Consider the following 17,434-nt stretch of genomic DNA (forward strand, 5'->3'; position numbering starts at 1 on the left):
AGTCGCGCCCGCGGTTCGGTCGTAAAGCCCGGCGCGAAGTACGCGCCCTCGTGGGCCTGTTCGGCGATTGCGTCAGCGACTCCGTCGGCGGAGTGTCCGAGGTTCGAACACATGAGCTGTCCCGAAAAGTCGATGAACTCGTTTCCCGCGGCGTCCGTGAATCGGACGCCCTCACCGCCGACGATCTCGGTCGGGTCGACCTCGCTTTGGAACGACCACGTCCCGAATACGTACTCCTTGTCCAGGCGCTCGATTTCGGTCCGATCGTCCGACAACGCTGTCTCGTTCGTCATCCTTTCGCAAGGGTTTGAACCCCGTCTACATTAATCTTTCCGACGAGTACATCATTTCTGAACCAGTGTCCTAAACAAAACCACTATATTAGAATTAGGTGTGGTGTAGTAGCTACTAGTTCGAACACACTCCCGACCTATCGAAGATTTTATTTCATCGCTTACGGTACACCCCCTATGGTCGAACTACAGTCGATCGGTGAGAGCAGCACAGTCCGCAACTACGTAGACGGTGACTGGCGCGACGCCTCGGGTACCGACGAGTTGACGAGCGTGAACCCGGCGACGGGAGAAGAGCTGGCGACGGTTCCGTTCAGCTCCGCCGACGACGTCGACGAAATCGTTCAAACCGGAACCGAAGCGTTCGAGGAGTGGTCTGCCCGCCCGGTCGAAGAACGGATCCAGCCGCTGTTCGAACTGAAGCAACTGCTCGAGGACCACCAGGACGAGCTCGCGGAGCTGCTCGTTCAGGATCACGGCAAGACCTTTGCAGAGGCCAGCGGCGAACTCCGCCGCGGTATCGAGAACGTCGAAGTCGCCTGCGGCATCCCGTCGATGATGCAGAGCGGCTCCCTGCTGAACGCCGCGCCGGACATCGACGAGAGCGCCGTTCGCAAGCCCCTCGGTGTCTTCACCGCCATCACTCCCTTTAACTTCCCCGGCATGATTCCGCTGTGGTTCCTGCCGTACGCCGTCGCGACCGGCAACAGCTTCATCCTCAAGCCGAGCGAGCAGAACCCGCTTGTCGCCCAGCGACTGTTCGAACTCGTCGACGAGGCGGGCTTCCCCGACGGCGTCCTCCAACTCGTCAACGGCGGCCCCGACACCGTCAACGCGCTCCTCGACCACGAGGGCGTCGAGGGTGCGTCCTTCGTCGGCAGCACCCCCATCGCGAAGCTCGTTTACGAGCGCGCGGCGAAAAACGGCAAGCGCGCCCAGGCTCAGGGCGGCGCGAAGAACCACATTATCGTCACCGAGACAGCCGACCTCGAGTTCACAGCCGAGAAGACCGTTTCCTCGGCCTTCGCGTGCGGCGGCGAACGCTGTCTCGCCAACGACATCGCCCTGATCGAGGAGTCGGTGTACGAGGAGTTCACCGACCTCGTCGTCGAAGAGGCGGCCTCGCAGGTCGTAGGCTACGGGCTCGACGAGGGGACGGATATCGGGGCGCTCATCAGCCCCGAACACGAGCAGACGGTTCGAAACTACGTCCAGACCGGTATCGAGGAGGGCGCAGAACTGCTCCTCGACGGCCGCGACGTCACCGTCGAGGGCTACGAGGACGGTAACTTCCTCGCCCCGACGGTCTTCGGCGACGTCACCGAGGACATGGTGATCTCCCAGGAGGAGATCTTTGGCCCCGTGCTCGGTCTGGCAGCCGTCTCGGACGTCGACGAGGCGATCGAACGGATGAACGGGAGTCAGTTCGGAAACGCCGCGAGCCTGTTCACGGGCAGCGGTGCGGACGCACGAAAATTCCGTCACGAGGGCGATATCGGGAACCTCGGGGTCAACGTCGGCACCTCCGCGCCGATGGCCTTTTTCCACTTCGGCGGCTGGAAGGATTCGTTCTTCGGCGATCTCCACGCCCAGGGCGAGGATATGATCCACTTCTACACCGACAAGGCCGTCTACATCGAGCGCTGGCCGGACGCCTGATCGATGACGAACCCACCAGAGTCGACGGATGAGACGGTAGTTCCGGCCGACGTCCGGGAGTCGTACGAACGCGCGACGCCCCAGTCTCGAGCCCTGGCCGAGCGGGCTCGGTCGGTGATGCCCGGCGGCGACACGCGATCGGTCACCTACCACCGGCCGTATCCCTCGTTCGTCGACTCCGCAAGCGGCGCGTCCCTGCAGACGGTCGACGGCGAGACGTTGCTCGACGTCCTCAACAACTACACCCAGAGCGTCCTCGGGCACGCGCCCGAGCCGGTTGTCGAGGCGGTCTGTGACCGGTTTCGCGCGGGCAACGGGATCGCCGCCCCGACCGAACCCGCCGTCGAACTGGCCGAGTTGCTCGTCGACCGCGTCGCGTCGATCGATCAGATTCGTTTCTGCAACTCCGGAACCGAGGCGACGATGAACGCGATCCGGGCGGCGATGGCCTGGACCGGGGCAGAACGGATCTGCAAGATCGACGGCGGCTATCACGGCACCCACGACGTCGTCGAAGTCGGTGTTTCAGGAGACGGCCGCGAGCACGAAGGGATCCCACGCTCCGCCGAACGTCGGGTCCAAACGGTGAGCTATAACGACAGCGAGCAGCTCAAGGCGACGTTCGAAGCCGTCGGCGACGAACTGGCGTGTCTCGTTCTCGAGCCGATACTCGGCGTCGGCGGCATGATTCCGGCGACGGACGAATTCCTGCGGACGGCTCGTGACGTGACGGCGGACGCCGACGTACCGCTGATCTTCGACGAAGTGATGTCGTTCCGACTCTCCCCGGGCGGCGCACAGGAACGGCGCGCCGTCGAGCCGGATTTGACGGCACTCGGGAAGCTGATCGGCGGCGGCCTTCCGGTCGGCGCCGTCGCCGGACGCGAGGAGTTGATGGCGCAGTTCCATCCCGAAACCGGCTCGATCGATCACTCGGGGACGTTCAACGCGAACCCTGCGACGATGGTCGGCGGCGTAGCGACACTCGAGGAACTCGACGGCGACGCGATCGCCGAACTGAACCGACGCGGTGACGACCTGCGAGAGCGTCTTCAGCGGGTCGGCGACGACTCGGCCCACCAGATCACGATCACCGGTGAGGGATCGCTGTTCCAGATCCACTTCACGGACGGTCCGGTTCGAGATTGGCACTCGTCCGGTGCCGGCGGCCCCCTCTCCGAATCCCTCTTTCACGGGATGCGACGCGAGGGTGTCCTCCTCGCACCGCGCGGGATGGGGAACCTCTCGACGGCGATGGACGACGAGGACCTCGAGACGGTAGCGACGGCGTTCGAACGGGCACTCGAGTCGCTGGAATAATTACTGGCGCCGCTCGAAAAATACGGACTAAAATTATTTGAATACTATAAAAAGGCATAATATTCGAAGTATAAGACATACATAGGAAACTATGGTGAAAATGATAGAGAATGTCGAACACAAGATGAACCGGAGAGAGTACCTTGCGGCATCCGTTGGGACAACGACGATCGGACTAGCCGGTTGTATGGGAGGCGATAGCGAGTACATTCGATACCTCGGATGGGGTGGAAACACGCAGGATTCGGCGGCCGAGATTTTCGAGCAGTGGAGCGAAGAATCGGACGTCGAAGTTCGCCACGAATCCGCCGGCGGAGACGTCGAATTCATCTCGTACCTCCAGCAAAACCGCGGAGACGTCGACCTCTTCTTGCCGTCCTCGTACGGCATTCACTTGGCGCGTCAGGAGGATCTCCTCGCGGAGGTCGATCGGAGCGAAGTTCCGAACTACGCGGAGAACATGAAAGAAGAATGGCAAGACATGCCGTACATGGAGAATGACGCCTTCTTCCGCGACGCGCTGACACAGGGGTATGCGGTAAACACCGACGAAGTAAGCCGCGAGATGACCTCCTGGCAGGACATTAAAGAAGACGAGTTCGCCGATCTTCTCGCACTCCGAGACGACGCCGCGAGTCGTTTCACGAACGCGGCGCTATCGATCGAGGAGGACGTGAACGCGATTCCGGACGACGGCGGTCTCTTCGACGATGTCGTGGCCGAACTCGAAGCTCAACACGAGAACACGTTCTCTCTCTGGGGATCGGGCGCAGAAGCGATGCAGTACCTCCGAGAGGAGAACGCGATGGTCGCCGAGGCGTGGGGAGGCCGAACTCGAGCACTCCAGCAGGATGGCAACGAACACATCGAGTACGTCATTCCCGACGAGGGTGCCGCAACGATCACCGAAGACTTCGCTATTCCCGCGGATAGCGAGAAGAAAGAAACCGTATACGACCTGCTGGACTTCGTCTATCAGCGAGACAATCTCGTCGACCTCTCCGATATGCTCGGGTACCCGATCCCGGTCGTCGACACACCCGACGTCATCACGGGACTGCCCGACTACGTCGACGATCCCGACGACTTGGCGTGGGTCGACTGGTCGGTGGTAGATCCCGTTATCGACGATTGGCAGGAAACGTTCGACCAGATCAAATAACGCCTCCCTCGCCACAAATCTATGCTCAAAATTAGCGGACTTACGAAGTATTACGACGATCTTCTCGCGGTCGACGACCTTTCGTTTTCGGTCGACGAGGGCGATTTCGTCACGCTCCTTGGCCCGAGCGGCTGTGGGAAGAGTACGACGCTCCACACTATCGCCGGGTTGATCGAACCGACCGAAGGGAGCATCCATCTTCGAGGGGAGGACGTGACCGACCGGCAACCCGACGAGCGCAACATCGGAATGGTGTTTCAGAACAGCGCTCTGTTCCCGCACATGTCCGTGAAGGAAAACATCTCGTACGGGCTGAAGATGCACGGTATGGACGACGAGATCGATCAGCGCGTCGGCGAGTACCTCGGACTGGTCGAGATGTCGGGATACGAAGACCACCTCACGACGGAGTTGAGCGGCGGGCAACAGCGTCGCGTTTCAATCGCCCGTGCGCTCGCGTACGAACCCGATATCTTGTTGCTCGACGAACCGTTGACGGGGCTCGACAGGGTGCTTCGAGAGCAAATCCGCGACGAGGTCAAGAAAATTCAACGGGAGATCAACGTTACGACCCTTTTCGTGACTCACGATCAGGAGGAGGCGTTGTCGCTGTCGGATCAGGTTATCGTCCTCAACGATGGACGAAAGGAGCAGGAAGGCCATCCCGAGTCGCTGTACGAACGGCCAGTGAACTCGTTCGTGGCCGAATTCATCGGAAAATCCTCGAAGTTCACCGGAAGTATCGACGAGAGCGATCCGTCGATCGTCCGAAACGGGTCCTCGACGTTTGTCGTCGATTCCAACACGCCAGTCAAGTCGGGCGACGTGACGCTCTATATTCGGCCGGAGGATATTACTCTCGAACCGACCAACGGCTACGAGAATCAGTTCGAGGGAACCGTCTCCCACATCGCTAACGTAGGGAGCCACAGCGAAATCGAATTGGTACTCGAAGACGGAACGCCAGTACTGGTCGAATCAAATCGGTTTCCCGATGTCTCGGTCGACGACGTTGCAACCATCGGATTTCGTCCGCAAGACGTGATCGTTCTATGATATTCAGGAACCTCACTGTTCCTTCGTGGATACGTAAGCGTGCGACGCCAGTCCACCTTCTCGCGTTCGGGCTCGGGTGGTTGGTGCTCTTCTTCGTCGTCCCTCTCCTTGTACTACTCTGGCAGAGCCTCGGACTGGGGACTGGCGATCCGTTTGCCGCGTACGAGCGAGCGTTCTCAGAACTCTACATTCGTACGATCCTCAGATCGTTCTACTACGGAATCGTCACGACAGTTATCACTCTGGCGCTCGCGTACGGGTTCTCGTACTTCGTCGTCTTCTGGACGAGCATGAAACAACTCTTTCTCGTCTTCGTCGTGCTCCCGCTCTGGATCGCGTACATTATTCGCTATCTCGGGATCCAGTTGTTCTTCTCGCCGACTGGCCCCTTCGTCGAACTGTTCGGAACCGATTTCGGTATCCTGTTCTCCACGAGGGGCGTGGTCATCGGATTGACCGTCGCGTTCCTTCCGTTCGCGATCCTTCCGATCTACAATTCGATGAGCGCGATCGATCGCTCCTACATTCAGGCATCTCGAGTACTCGGAGCCGGCCAGTTGCGGACGATCTACTCGGTGATCCTCCCGATGAGCGTCTCCGGGATCGTTGCAGCAGGACTTATCGTCTTCATCTTGGCGTCCGGGTCGTTCCTCGCTCCAGCCGTCCTCGGTAGCTCGGACAACTTCATGATCGCAAACATGATCGAACGATCGTACACCGAACTGTACAACATTGAGCTCGCAGCGGCGTTATCGGTGATTTACACGGTGATGTTGCTCGTGCTGATCGCCGTATTCAACTCGTACGTCAACCTCGGAGAGGTGTTCGAAAAACTATGAAGCTCTACGAAGTAGCGGAACGATTCGCAGTGTGGCTGGTCGCCGTCATCGTCCTCAGCCTGTTACTGATTCCGATCGTCGTGATCGTGCTTACGTCGTTGACACCGAACAGCTTCCCGACGATTCCGAGAGACGGAATTAGCTTTCAGTGGTATGGTGAGATGTTGTCTAACGCCGGACTGATGCGCGCCCTCGTCACGAGTTTCGTCGTTGCGGCGGTCGCGGCAGTCCTCGCCGGAATCATCGGGACCGTGACGGCCTTCGGCTTCGTTCGAAGCGACATCCCGTATCGGGAAGAACTCGCGACGTTCATGCTGTTGCCCCTGATGATCTCACCCGTCATCACGGGGCTCGCACTGATCCAGTTCGCCGCGCGGTTCGAACTTTCGAGCGGGTATCCGTCGCTCATCCTCGGTCATACCATCCTGACGCTACCGTACGTGTTCCTGATCGTACGATCGCGGCTGGTTACCTTCGACGAGGAGCTCGAGGCCGCCTCGCGCATCCTCGGTGCAAACGGGCTCGAAACGGTGTTCAACGTGACGCTGCCGATCATCTCGCCGACCGTGATCTCCGCGATGGTCATCGCCTTCGTCGTCTCGTTCGGCGAGTTCACCGCCACGCAGTTCTTGATCTCCCCCGACACCACTACCGTCCCCGTAATCATCTACACGATGCTCCGGGCCGGCCTGAGCCCCGAGATTAGCGCACTCTCGACGGTCCTGATCGCCATCATGGTGATCGGTGCCGTTATCAGCGGTGCGCTCTCGCGGTAATCGCCTCGGAATCTTTCGTCTCTATCCGAACCTAAGGAGCGTTCCCTCTCCGGTGCCGGAACGGCCCTGGCGCTCCGCCGCGAAATCTCGGTTAAAGCGGGTAACTCGACCCGTGTCGGTCGTCTTCGATACGGCCTCGCGCTTCTCCGTCCGCTCCGTTCGAGAGTAACACTATTGTCGCGTTCCCGCGAGCGTACGTGTATGCCTGCAGCACTAGTGACGGGAGCGTCTCGAGGCATCGGCCGCGCCATCGCGGTTCGATTTGCAGCGGACGGCTACGACGTCGCGGTAAACTACCGGAGCAGCGAATCGGCGGCCCGCGAGGTCGTCGACACGATCGAGCGCGAAACCGAGCAGTCCGCCCTCGCGGTACAGGCGGACGTCGCCGATCCCGGCGCCGTCGAGGCGTGTGTCGACGACGCGGTCGACGCGTTCGGCTCCCTCGACCACGTCGTCAACAACGCCGGAATCAACCAGCACCGGTACTCGCCCGACCTCTCGCCCGAAGACTTCCAGCGACTTCTGAATATCAACATCGTCGGCACGTTCGCAGTGACGAAGGCCGCACTTCCATACCTCGAGGAATCATCCGTCTCCGAGGGACCCTCCGTAATCAACCTCTCGTCGCGACTCGCACACAGCGGTGCGGACTACGAACCGCACTACGCGACGTCGAAGGTCGGGATCATCGGGCTCACGAAGAGCCACGCGCTCGAGTTCGGCCCGACGATTCGCGTAAACGCCATCGCGCCGGGGTTCATCGAGACGGATATGACCGACGCGACGACCTCGGAGGAAGCAAAGGAGAAAAAGCGACAGGAGGTGATTCCGGTCGGCCGATTAGGCAAACCCGAGGATATCGGGCAGGCGGCCGCGTACCTTCGGGACGCCTCCTTCGTCACCGGCGAAACGCTGAACGTCAACGGCGGTCAGCGGATGCAGTAGTCGCTTCCACCGGCCGATCGCTTCCGTTAGTCGATCGGTCGCTTCCGTCAGTCCGTCGTCACCGACTCGAGGAGCGCCCGGCGGTCGATCTTGTCGCTGCTCGTCTTCGGCAACTCCCGTTCGAACACGTACTGACGGGGGCGTTTGAACGACTCGAGTTCGTCGGACGCGACGAAGAAGGCCTCGAGGTCGTCGCTCGTGAGGTCCTCGCTCGCCGGAACGACGAACGCGGTGACGACTTCGCCCCACTCGTCGTCGGGAACGCCGACGACTGCACCCGAAACGACGTCCGGATGGCTGTGGAGGAGGTTCTCGACTTCCGCCGGATAGATGTTCTCGCCGCCGCTGACGATCATGTCGTCTTTCCGGTCGACGAAGTAGAGGAAGCCGTCTTGGTCTCTGCGCCCGAGGTCTCCGGTTCGATACCAGCCGTCGACGATCGCCTCGTCGGTCGCCGCCGGATCTCGCCAGTACTCGAGCAGGCACGTGGAGGCCTTCACGAGGAGTTCGCCCACCTCGTCGGTGTCGACGACGGCGTCCGGAACGGGGGTCTCGGAATCGACGACTCGGACGGCTGCGTTCGGAGCGGCCTGTCCGATGCTTCCTAACTTCTCGTCGTGGAACTCCGGATAGATCAGCGTCCCGAAGACGATCTCCGTCGTTCCGTACGCGTTCACGAACTCGCAGTCCGACACGTGGTCCCGCGCTCGCTTCGCGACGGCGGCGGGCATCGCCGCGCCGGAGTACTGGATCATCCGCACGTGTTCGATATCTCGATCTTCGATCGATTCCTCGTCGACCAGCGCCCGCACGTGCGTCGGCACTCCCCACATGGTCGTGATTCCCTCCGATTCGATTCGCTCGAGCGTCGTCGCCGGATCGAACTCGTGCTGGATGACGTTGCACGCCCCGACGTTCAGTGCCGGCAGGACGTTACAGAGCAGCGGCCCGACGTGATAGAGCGGACCGAGCGCGACGTTGACGTCCGTCGGCCGGAGCCGATTGTACGGGAGCGAGACGAGCGCGGCGTTCACGACGGTTCGGTGAGAGTGGAGGACGCCCTTCGGTTGCCCGGTCGTCCCCGAGGTGTAGAGGAGTAGCGCCGGGTCGGATTCGTCGACGTCGGCCTCGGCCGGCATCTGTTTCGTGCCAACCCCGTCGCCGCCCTCGAGTCGCTCGTACAATACGTCGACCGACTCGGCGTCGACACCCACACCCACGACTAAGGTCGGCAACGCCTCGGCCTCGAGCGCACCGACGGTCTCCAGACACTCCTCGTCGAAAACGAGTCCGGCCGATTCGGCGTGCTCGAGGACGTACGCGAGCCGCTTCGGCGGCACTCGATAACTGATCGGGTTGAACACGAGTCCGGCGTACGCCGACGCGAACAGGAGTTCGACGAACTCGATCGAGTCGGTCGACAGGACCGAGAGGTGATCTCCGGGTTCGAAGCCGGCCTCGAGCAGCCCGGCTGCGATATCTTGCGCACGCTCGTCCAGTTCCGCGAAGGAGACCGTTTCGTCGCGTGCCGGCTCTCGGAGTGCGGCTCGATCCGGAAATCGGGCCGCGGCCTGTCCCAGGAGGTCGGCGGTGGTTGGCTGTGTCACACACGACGGTATCGGAGCACACCGTAATAACGCTGCTGTCCGCCGGTCTGGCTGTGCGTGTGGGTGGCGGGCCATCCCACGGAATTATGTTGGATGGCACCAAGGTACGACTGCGATCGGACGGGTCGCACGTGATACCATGATAACAACACTCGAGCTCTCGGAGTCCCATCAGGACCACCGGGAGTCAGTTCGCCAGTTCTGTGAAACGGAGGTCGAACCGCACGTCGACGAGTACGAATCGTCCGGCACGTTTCCGATGGACGTCGTCGAACGGGTCGCCGAGGCCGGATTCCACGGGGTTCAGTACGGGACGGAGTACGACGGGCTCGGCCTCGATTACCGGTCCTACGCCATCACCATCGAGGAGCTCTCCCGAAGCTGGAAGCTCCTCGCCGGAACCGCCTCGGTCGCCGGCAGTCTCGTCGGCTATCCGATCCACGAGTTCGGCGCGGAGTGGCAACGCGAGGAGTGGCTCGGAAACATCTGCTCGGGCGCGTGGATCCCCGCGCTCTCGCTGACCGAGCCGAACGCCGGCAGCGACGCGGGCTCGCTCGAGACGACGGCGACTCGAGACGGCGACGAGTACGTCCTCGACGGCGAGAAGGTGTGGACGACGAACGGCAGCATCGCGGATTTCCTGGTCGTGGGCGCTCGAACGGACGAGGGTGTCAGCCTGATCGGCGTCCCGAACCCGGCCGATCGAGACGGCCTCGAGTTCGTTCGCGACATCCCGTGTATGGAAGGCGACGCCTCGATCGAGACCGAACTTCGGTTCGACGACGTTCGGGTTCCGGCGGAGAACGTCATCGGAGAATCGGGGAAGGGACTCCGATACGTCCTCGAGGGGCTGGATATCGGACGAATCGGAACGGCCGCCCAGGGCGTCGGCGTGGCGCAGGGCTCGTTCGAGGATAGCGTGGCGTTCGCCGACGAGCGCGAGCAGTTCGGACAGCCGATCCGGGAGTTCCAGGGCATCTCGTTCAAGCTCGCGGACATGGCGATCGAGATCGAGGCGTCGCGGCTGCTCACCCTCTCCGCCGCGGCGAAACGGGATCGTGGCGAACGCGTCACCTCCGAGGCGGCGATGGCGAAGACGAAGGCGACGGACGTCGCGATGGACGTGACGACCGAAGCCGTCCAGGTCCACGGCTCCCGCGGCTACTCGAAGGACTACCCGCTCGAGCGGCGCATGCGCGTCGCGAAGGGGATGCAGATCTACGAGGGAACGAACGAGATCAATCGGATCGTGGTCGCGAACGGGCTCTACGACTGAGCGTAAGAACAGTTATTAGCTGACCGGTCACACGTGTTATCGTGTCTCAACTGATCGACTTGACCGCGGAGATCACCGAAGAGATGGCGAACCATCCGAACCACGGGCGAAGCCCGCTGTTCCTCTCCGGCACTCGAATGAACCACGAGCAGGCCGAAGACACGTGGCGCGGAAAGGGGGTCGACGATCTGTCGCTGGTCAACGGCTTCGTCTACATCGCCGAACACAACGGGACGCACATCGACGCGCCGTTTCACCTCCACCCGGACGGCAAAACGATCGACGAGATCGGGCTCGAGGAGTGTCACGGTCCGGCCGTCTGGCTCGACGTCTCCGACGTCGGGCCGAATGGGGAGATCGGCCCAGAGGTGCTCGAAGAGGCCGCGGCCGATGCCGGCGTCGAGGTCGAACGCGGTGACTCGGTGTTGCTGTACACCGGCTGGGACGACTACTTGCCGGACGACGAAGCGACGTATCTCGGTGACCACCCGGGCCTCTCGGCGGCGGGCGCGGAGTGGCTCTTTGAGCGCGACGTGAGCGTCGTCGGCATCGACTGCGGGAACGTCGACATCGCCGGCGACGTCTCGATGCCGGCTCATCGCGTCCTCCTCAGGGAGGGCGCACCCGACTCCTACACCTTGATCGTCGAGAACCTCCGGAATATCGACGACATTCCGTCCCACCGCTTCGTCTTTAGCGCGACGCCCCTTCCGCTCAGCGGGGCAACGGCGAGTCCGATTCGCGCGTTCGCCGTCGTCGACGACTGAGCGTTCCGCGTTACACACTGCTCTCGGGCGATCGTACAGGAGTCTTTGCGAATAAACGGGAGGCCGATGCTGCGTTCAATTCTACTCGTTCGGCAGTACGGACGCCGGAGGCGTAGCCGGTTCGTCCGAATCCCCGTACTATTGCTTTCGGTGTTCCTCGACGACGTCCCAGTCGAGTTCGATACCGAGTCCCGGTTCGTCGGGAACCTCGATACGACCGTCCTGGATGAGCGGTTCGTCGGCGTCGACGAGGTCGTCCCACCACGGGACGTCTCGAGCGTGGAACTCGAGCGCGAGGAAGTTCGGAACGGTCGCGCCGACGTGAACGCCGGCCATCGTCGCGACGGGGCTACCGATATTGTGGGGACACATCGTCAGGTAGTAGGTGTCGGCCAGTTCGGCGATCTTCTTCGTCTCCGCGATGCCGCCGGTCTTCGGCACGTCGGGGGCGACGAAGGAGACGGCTTCCTCCTCGAGGAGGTCGCGAAAGCCGTGGCGGCCGTAGCGGTTCTCTCCGGTGAGTAGCGGCTGCTCGATGCTTCGGTTGAGCGTCGCCAACGCCTTCGCGTTTTCCGGCGGGAGCGGGTCCTCGATCCACGCGAGGTCGTACGGCTCGAGGGCCGCACACAGCTTTTCGGTCGCCTCGACGCTGAAGTTCCAGTGGAGGTCGACTGCGACCTCCGCTTCGTCGCCGACCTCTTCCGTCACGGCTTCGACCAGCCCGCGCTTGTGTTCGATCTCGGGGCCGTCGAAGTGGCGTGCGAGCGTGTCGATCTCGCGACCCGACGGGACGTCGAGGTCGAACTTGACGATCTCGTAGCCGTCGTCGACCGCCGCCCGCGCCGCCTTGGCGTAGGCCTTCGCCTCGTACGTCTCGTTCGGCTGTTCGTTGAGGGCCGACTCGACCATCCCCTCGCCGGCGTGGCAGTCCGCGTACATCCGGACCTCCTCGCGCATCTTGCCGCCCAGCAGTTGGTACACCGGCTGTTCGAGGATCTTCCCGGCGGCGTCCCAGAGTGCGAGTTCGATCCCGCTGATCGCGATCGTGCCGATCCCCTGCTGCGAACCGCGGCCAGAGAGGCTCTCGCGCATGAGATGGTAGAGTCGCTCGACGTCCAGCGGGTTCTCGCCGACGAGTACCGGTTCGAAGTAGTCGGTGATCACCTCGTGGACGCCCGGTGAGGGATAGGATTCACCGATGCCGACGACGCCGGCATCGGTCTCGAGCCGAACGATCGTCCACGGGAAGTTTCCGTCGACGACGATCGTCTCGAGACCGGTGATTTCAGGTGTCTCGGTCGAGCGATCTGGCGTTTGACCGAAATCGGGCCAGATGCTCGAGGCTAACCGCGACGCGAAGTCTGCATACATGGTACCACAAAACACATTGCCGGACGGTTATATTAATCTATGGGAGCACTGACCGAGGGACATCTCGCCGTTCGTGCTACCGTTCGTCGGTCGGTAGTTCGGGGAGAACTTTTCCGGGGTTCAAGATCCCCTTCGGGTCGAATGTGTCCTTTACCGAACGCATGAGATCGATCGCCAGGCCGTGTTCCTCGTCCATGAACTTCCGTTTCCCGATACCGACCCCGTGTTCGCCGGTTGCGCTGCCGCCGAGCGCGATCGCTTTTCTGACGACGCGTTCGTTCAGTTCCTGGGCCCGCTCGACCATCTCCTCGTCTTCGGGATCGACGAGCGACGTGAAGTGAAGGTTTCCGTCGCCCGCGTGACCGACGCAGGAGGTCAACAGGTCGAGTTCCTCGCTGACCCGGGAGACCTCCTCGACGATCTCCGGATACTGCGAGATCGGGACGACCACGTCGCCGACCAGTGCGACCTCCCACCCCTCCCGGTAGGCCTGGGTCGCCGGGTACTTGTCCCGGCGGGCCTGCCAGATATCGTCCAGGTTCTCCTCGGCCGCCGCCTCCCACGAGAGCATTCCGTGGTCCTCGCAGATCGCCTTCGCGAACTCGAGGTCCTCCTCGATTCCGGCGTTGTTCGCGTGTAACTCGATGATCAGCGTCGGCCGCTCTTCGAAGGAGACGTCGTCGTGGTAGGCGTTCAGCATCTTCATCGCCGTCGTATCGATGAACTCGATCGCACCGGGGACCAGCGCCGATCCGATGGCGTCCGCGACGGCCCGCGATGCGGCGGCGCGCGACGGGAACGTTACCAGCGCCGCTCGGCGGTACTCGGGGATGCCGACCAGTCCGAGCGTTACCTCGGTGACGACGCCGAGGGTCCCCTCGCTGCCGACGAAGAGGTCCTTCAGACTATACCCCGCGGACGTCTTGACGACGTCTCTGCCGCAGTCCACGATCCGTCCGTCAGCGGTGACGACCTCGAGCCGCCGAACGTGGTCACGCGTTTCGCCGTAGCGGACCGCGTTGAAGCCGCTCGCGTTCGTCGCGACCATCCCGCCGATCGTCGCCACGTCGCCGCTCGAGATACCGGGCGCGAACCGCAATCCGTTCGAGGCCAATTTGTCGTTCAACTCGTCGTAGACGACGCCCGCGCCGACCGTCGCCTGCAAATCCTCGGGTGACACCTCGACGTGTTTGATCTCGGCCGTGCTGAGGACGATGCCGCCGTGGGAGGGGATCGCGTTCCCCTCGAGACCCGAGCCGCCCGACCGCGGGGTAACGGGGATCTCGCGATCGTTGGCTCCGGCGAGGACGGCCGCGACCTCGTCGGCCGAGGCCGGCCAGACGACGGCGTCCGGCATGCGGCCGGCGTGTGGGCTCTCGTCGGTCGCGTACTGTTCGCGCACGCTCTCGGTGTGGGCGACCCGTCCGTCGGTGACTGCGTCGTCCAGAAACGCGCAGTCGGTGCTCGAATCGGGGTTCCGTTGCATGATACCGCATGGTACGCGAACTGGCATAAAATCTCTCCGGTCCCCACACCACCAGTAGCTATTCCTATATCGGGCGTCTGGGTGGAACCATGACCTGTCCGTACCTCTCGTACCGACGATCCGACGGTGACCTGGAGTTCGATACCGAACGCGCCTACTGCGGCGTCGTCGAGGAGTTCGTCTCGCCGATGCGAGCGGACGTCTGCAACGACCGCCACGAACTGGACCACGAGCGCGACTGCGAGTTTTACCGCGACGCCAAATCTGAGTGAGACGGTCCGCTGTAAGTCATTTCCGGTGCAACCGCAGGACGGTCACGGTTGCACTGATAAATCGTTACAGCAAACCGTATGAGTCGCCGTAAAATCGACGCGATCGCGGTTTACTGATCTGAATCTCCAACTACTGCGACGACATGCCGAGGAGTTCGCGCGCTTCCGCGGGGCTCGCGAGGTCCCGATCGAGCTTGTCCGCAATGTGAACCGTTCGTTCGACGAGTTGCGCGTTGCTCTCGGCGGGCTCTCCGCGGCGAAAATAGAGGTTGTCCTCCATCCCGATGCGGACGTGTCCGCCCATCACGATCCCCATCGTCGTCAGCGGGAGCTGGTGGGGGCCGATCGCGAGCACGTTGAAGATCGAGTTCTCCGGGAGGTTGTTCACCATGTTGACCATGTTCTCCGGCGTCGGCGGCGTGAGCGTCCCCGGTCCGAAGATGAGATTGATGTAGTACGGTTCGTCCAGCAACCCCTTCTCGATGAGGCGGTGGACCTCGTTGAGGTGGCCGTTGTTGAACACCTCCATCTCCGGCTTGATGCCTTTCTCTTGCATTTCTTCGGCCAGCGAGTCGATCATGTGGCGCGTGTTTTCGGACGTGATGTGCTGGTACCGATTCATCGGCCCCATATCGAGCGACGCCATCTCTGGGAGCGGATCGGTCCGGATTCCGGCCACTCGCCCCTCGAGCGGGATCCCCGTTCCACCGGTCGTGTTCTGGATGATGATGTCCTCGCAGCGATCGCGAACGGCGTCGTTGACTTCCTGGAGCCGACCGGCGTCTCGCTCGCCGTGTTCGTCACGTCCGTGGAGGTGGACGATAGCCGCGCCGAGTTGCTCGCACTCGTAGGCCGCTTCGGCGATCTCTTCGGGCTGTTCCGGGAGGTTCGGGTTCGCTTCCTTTCCTTGGACGCCGCCCGTCGTCGGGACGGTCAGGATCAGCTTCCCGCCCTCGAGGTAGTTCTGGTAACTCATCTACCACCTTCCAGACGGGCCACCACGAAAGCATTAATGGACGCCCCCGAAACGGTCGAGCATGGAAGGACACTCTTCCGGCGATAGCGAGGCTGCCTCCCGTCCTGCGATCATCGGCGCCGGCACGATGGGCCGTAATATCGCCGTCGCTAGCGCCGTCGGCGGCCAACCCGTGACGCTGTTCGACATCGACGACGAGGCACTGGACGACGCGGAATCGGAGGTCCGTTCGACCGTTCGGACCCTCACCGACCGCGGGGTCGCGGACGTGACCGACGTCTCCGAGGTTCGCGAGCGCGTGACGTACGTGAGCGATCTGGAGACCGCTGTCGCGGACGCGCCGCTGATCATCGAAGCTGTCACCGAGGATCGCGAGACGAAAGCGGCCGTCTACGAGCGGATCGAACGCCACGCATCGCCGTCCGCGACGCTGGCGACGAACACTTCCTCGCTGTCGATCACCGAACTCGCCGCCTCGCTCACTCACCCGGAGCGGTTCTGTGGCATGCACTGGTTCCACCCGGCCCACATCGTTCCGGTCGTAGAAGTCGTCTACGGCGAGCACACCACGGACGAACCCGTCGACGTCGCCACGGCCTTTCTCGAGACGATCGGGAAGGATCCCGTCGTCGTCGAAGATGACATTCCCGGATTCATCGCCAACCGAATCCAGTCGGCGATGGCCCGCGAGGCGTGGGCGCTGCTCGGAGCGGGCGTCGCCAGCGCCGAGGACATCGATCGCGCGGTGAAAGGGACGTTCGGCTTTCGCCTGCCGACGCTCGGCGTTCTCGAGAAAGGGGATCACTCCGGACTCGACGTTCATCACACGGTCCTCTCGGAACTGCTCGAGGAGATCGACCGGCAGACGACGCCGCCGTCGGTGCTGTCCGATCTCGTCGCCGAGGGGCGACTCGGCGTGAAGACCGACCGCGGCGTCTACGACTGGTCCGAGGCCGACCTCGAGCGGACGATGGCTGAACGAGATCAACGACTCCTCGATCAACTCGAGGTCTACCGGGCCGCACGCGGGCCGCCCGACGCTCCCGACGAGTTTGGATCCGGTTCGTGAGGCGAGTTTGCGGGTCAGTACTCGGAAAAGTCGCGAGTACGGTTATATAGCTGGAATCCAAACTTCACGGTGAACCCATGTACCAGATCGTCATCCCGGTGGACGAAGACGAGACGCGAGCGAAGAACGCGGCCGAGTTCGTCGCGGAACTGATCGGCGAATCGGGGCTCGACGTCGATCCTGAGAACATCACGGTATCGGTGGTGAACGTCTTCAAGGAGTTCAAAGCGATCGACGACGGGGGCAACGTCAAGTCGAAGGACCTCTACGACGAAGACGCACTTCCGGAATCGATGGTGACCGTTCGGGATTTGCTCGACGCGGCCGGCGTGTCGGTCGATCTGGAACGCCGTCACGGCGATCCCGCGGACGAGATCATCGATTACGCCGACTCGGTCGACGCCGATACCATCGTCGTCCCCGGCCGGAAGCGGTCTCCGGTCGGCAAGGCGGTGTTCGGAAGCGTCACGCAGGACGTAATTCTCGACTCCGATCGGCCCGTTACGATCGTTTAGATTCCGTCGTCGGCTCGAACGAGTGGCCGACAATTCAGTTCTCGC

Annotated in this window: 16 protein-coding genes and 1 pseudogene; 12 read left to right on the plus strand and 5 right to left on the minus strand. The window is 62.4% G+C overall.

Features of this window, described 5'->3' with window-relative positions:
• A pseudogene (locus ACSFC5_RS20080) lies at nt 1-293 on the minus strand (aspartate aminotransferase family protein); the annotation flags it as partial.
• A 177-nt stretch (nt 294-470) separates the two neighbouring features.
• Here ACSFC5_RS20080 and ACSFC5_RS20085 point away from each other — a divergent pair.
• The 7 genes from ACSFC5_RS20085 (at nt 471) to ACSFC5_RS20115 (ending at nt 8,050) form a co-directional block, all read left to right on the plus strand.
• The gene (locus tag ACSFC5_RS20085; protein WP_440767000.1) at nt 471-1,952 is read left to right on the plus strand and encodes a CoA-acylating methylmalonate-semialdehyde dehydrogenase; all 1,482 of its coding nucleotides are present in this window, start codon (nt 471-473) and stop codon (nt 1,950-1,952) included.
• Between the two features lie 3 nt (nt 1,953-1,955).
• On the plus strand, nt 1,956-3,272 hold the full coding sequence (locus ACSFC5_RS20090; RefSeq protein ID WP_440767001.1) for an aspartate aminotransferase family protein: 1,317 nt from the start codon (nt 1,956-1,958) through the stop codon (nt 3,270-3,272).
• A gap of 187 nt (nt 3,273-3,459) precedes the next feature.
• Nucleotides 3,460-4,434 carry an ABC transporter substrate-binding protein gene (locus ACSFC5_RS20095; protein WP_440767002.1) on the plus strand — a complete coding sequence of 325 codons (975 nt, stop codon included), beginning with the start codon at nt 3,460-3,462 and terminating at the stop codon, nt 4,432-4,434.
• 21 nt (nt 4,435-4,455) lie between these two features.
• Complete coding sequence (locus ACSFC5_RS20100) at nt 4,456-5,490, plus strand: ABC transporter ATP-binding protein (RefSeq protein ID WP_440767003.1); 1,035 nt, start codon at nt 4,456-4,458, stop codon at nt 5,488-5,490.
• Between the two features lie 83 nt (nt 5,491-5,573).
• On the plus strand, nt 5,574-6,329 hold the full coding sequence (locus ACSFC5_RS20105; RefSeq protein ID WP_440767004.1) for an ABC transporter permease: 756 nt from the start codon (nt 5,574-5,576) through the stop codon (nt 6,327-6,329).
• Nucleotides 6,326-7,105 (plus strand): ABC transporter permease, encoded by a 780-nt coding sequence (locus tag ACSFC5_RS20110; RefSeq protein WP_440767005.1) that lies wholly within the window; start codon nt 6,326-6,328, stop codon nt 7,103-7,105. The genes ACSFC5_RS20105 and ACSFC5_RS20110 overlap by 4 nt, the downstream gene beginning before the upstream one ends.
• Nucleotides 7,106-7,306: 201 nt before the next feature.
• Nucleotides 7,307-8,050, plus strand: a complete 744-nt coding sequence (locus ACSFC5_RS20115) for an SDR family NAD(P)-dependent oxidoreductase (protein WP_440767006.1) — start codon at nt 7,307-7,309, stop codon at nt 8,048-8,050.
• 47 nt (nt 8,051-8,097) lie between these two features.
• Here the strand turns inward: ACSFC5_RS20115 and ACSFC5_RS20120 are convergent, their stop codons facing one another.
• Nucleotides 8,098-9,657 (minus strand): class I adenylate-forming enzyme family protein, encoded by a 1,560-nt coding sequence (locus ACSFC5_RS20120; RefSeq protein WP_440767007.1) that lies wholly within the window; start codon nt 9,655-9,657, stop codon nt 8,098-8,100.
• Nucleotides 9,658-9,796: 139 nt separating this feature from the next.
• Here ACSFC5_RS20120 and ACSFC5_RS20125 point away from each other — a divergent pair, with 139 nt between their 5' ends.
• Both ACSFC5_RS20125 and ACSFC5_RS20130 read left to right on the plus strand, forming a co-directional pair.
• On the plus strand, nt 9,797-10,933 hold the full coding sequence (locus ACSFC5_RS20125; protein WP_440767008.1) for an acyl-CoA dehydrogenase family protein: 1,137 nt from the start codon (nt 9,797-9,799) through the stop codon (nt 10,931-10,933).
• Between the two features lie 41 nt (nt 10,934-10,974).
• A complete protein-coding gene (locus tag ACSFC5_RS20130) occupies nt 10,975-11,700 on the plus strand; it encodes a cyclase family protein (protein ID WP_440767009.1) in 726 nt (241 codons plus the stop codon).
• Nucleotides 11,701-11,838: 138 nt separating this feature from the next.
• Here the strand turns inward: ACSFC5_RS20130 and ACSFC5_RS20135 are convergent, their stop codons facing one another.
• Together ACSFC5_RS20135 and ACSFC5_RS20140 are read right to left on the minus strand one after the other, a co-directional pair.
• Nucleotides 11,839-13,071 (minus strand): mandelate racemase/muconate lactonizing enzyme family protein, encoded by a 1,233-nt coding sequence (locus ACSFC5_RS20135; RefSeq protein WP_440767010.1) that lies wholly within the window; start codon nt 13,069-13,071, stop codon nt 11,839-11,841.
• A 76-nt stretch (nt 13,072-13,147) separates the two neighbouring features.
• Entirely contained in the window at nt 13,148-14,557 is a 1,410-nt protein-coding gene (locus tag ACSFC5_RS20140; RefSeq protein WP_440767011.1) for an FAD-binding oxidoreductase, read from the minus strand.
• An 89-nt stretch (nt 14,558-14,646) separates the two neighbouring features.
• Between ACSFC5_RS20140 and ACSFC5_RS20145 the strand changes: the two genes are divergently transcribed.
• Nucleotides 14,647-14,829 carry a hypothetical protein gene (locus tag ACSFC5_RS20145; RefSeq protein WP_440767012.1) on the plus strand — a complete coding sequence of 61 codons (183 nt, stop codon included), beginning with the start codon at nt 14,647-14,649 and terminating at the stop codon, nt 14,827-14,829.
• 130 nt (nt 14,830-14,959) lie between these two features.
• On the opposite strand, the gene ACSFC5_RS20150 is transcribed toward ACSFC5_RS20145, so the two are convergent.
• Nucleotides 14,960-15,805, minus strand: coding sequence for a beta-keto acid cleavage family enzyme (locus ACSFC5_RS20150; RefSeq protein WP_440767013.1), 846 nt, complete (start codon nt 15,803-15,805; stop codon nt 14,960-14,962).
• A 61-nt stretch (nt 15,806-15,866) separates the two neighbouring features.
• On the opposite strand from ACSFC5_RS20150, the gene ACSFC5_RS20155 reads away from it, so the two are divergent.
• Nucleotides 15,867-16,874 carry a 3-hydroxyacyl-CoA dehydrogenase family protein gene (locus ACSFC5_RS20155; protein WP_440767014.1) on the plus strand — a complete coding sequence of 336 codons (1,008 nt, stop codon included), beginning with the start codon at nt 15,867-15,869 and terminating at the stop codon, nt 16,872-16,874.
• A gap of 77 nt (nt 16,875-16,951) precedes the next feature.
• On the plus strand, nt 16,952-17,389 hold the full coding sequence (locus ACSFC5_RS20160) for a universal stress protein (RefSeq protein ID WP_440767015.1): 438 nt from the start codon (nt 16,952-16,954) through the stop codon (nt 17,387-17,389).
• The last annotated feature ends 45 nt before the right edge of the window (nt 17,390-17,434 follow it).

Origin of the sequence: Natronorubrum marinum (genome assembly GCF_052040125.1) — an archaeon.
Taxonomy (GTDB): Archaea; Halobacteriota; Halobacteria; order Halobacteriales; family Natrialbaceae; genus Natronorubrum.

What these genes read in the sequence shown, in the direction of transcription:
- ACSFC5_RS20140 (WP_440767011.1), bottom strand. Translation starts at nt 14,557, where the DNA reads ATGCAACGGAACCCCGATTCGAGCACCGACTGCGCGTTTCTGGACGAC.
- ACSFC5_RS20085 (WP_440767000.1), top strand. Translation starts at nt 471, where the DNA reads ATGGTCGAACTACAGTCGATCGGTGAGAGCAGCACAGTCCGCAACTAC.
- ACSFC5_RS20145 (WP_440767012.1), top strand. Translation starts at nt 14,647, where the DNA reads ATGACCTGTCCGTACCTCTCGTACCGACGATCCGACGGTGACCTGGAG.
- ACSFC5_RS20125 (WP_440767008.1), top strand. Translation starts at nt 9,797, where the DNA reads ATGATAACAACACTCGAGCTCTCGGAGTCCCATCAGGACCACCGGGAG.
- ACSFC5_RS20110 (WP_440767005.1), top strand. Translation starts at nt 6,326, where the DNA reads ATGAAGCTCTACGAAGTAGCGGAACGATTCGCAGTGTGGCTGGTCGCC.
- ACSFC5_RS20090 (WP_440767001.1), top strand. Translation starts at nt 1,956, where the DNA reads ATGACGAACCCACCAGAGTCGACGGATGAGACGGTAGTTCCGGCCGAC.
- ACSFC5_RS20160 (WP_440767015.1), top strand. Translation starts at nt 16,952, where the DNA reads ATGTACCAGATCGTCATCCCGGTGGACGAAGACGAGACGCGAGCGAAG.
- ACSFC5_RS20135 (WP_440767010.1), bottom strand. Translation starts at nt 13,071, where the DNA reads ATGTATGCAGACTTCGCGTCGCGGTTAGCCTCGAGCATCTGGCCCGAT.
- ACSFC5_RS20115 (WP_440767006.1), top strand. Translation starts at nt 7,307, where the DNA reads ATGCCTGCAGCACTAGTGACGGGAGCGTCTCGAGGCATCGGCCGCGCC.
- ACSFC5_RS20100 (WP_440767003.1), top strand. Translation starts at nt 4,456, where the DNA reads ATGCTCAAAATTAGCGGACTTACGAAGTATTACGACGATCTTCTCGCG.
- ACSFC5_RS20155 (WP_440767014.1), top strand. Translation starts at nt 15,867, where the DNA reads ATGGAAGGACACTCTTCCGGCGATAGCGAGGCTGCCTCCCGTCCTGCG.
- ACSFC5_RS20095 (WP_440767002.1), top strand. Translation starts at nt 3,460, where the DNA reads ATGGGAGGCGATAGCGAGTACATTCGATACCTCGGATGGGGTGGAAAC.
- ACSFC5_RS20150 (WP_440767013.1), bottom strand. Translation starts at nt 15,805, where the DNA reads ATGAGTTACCAGAACTACCTCGAGGGCGGGAAGCTGATCCTGACCGTC.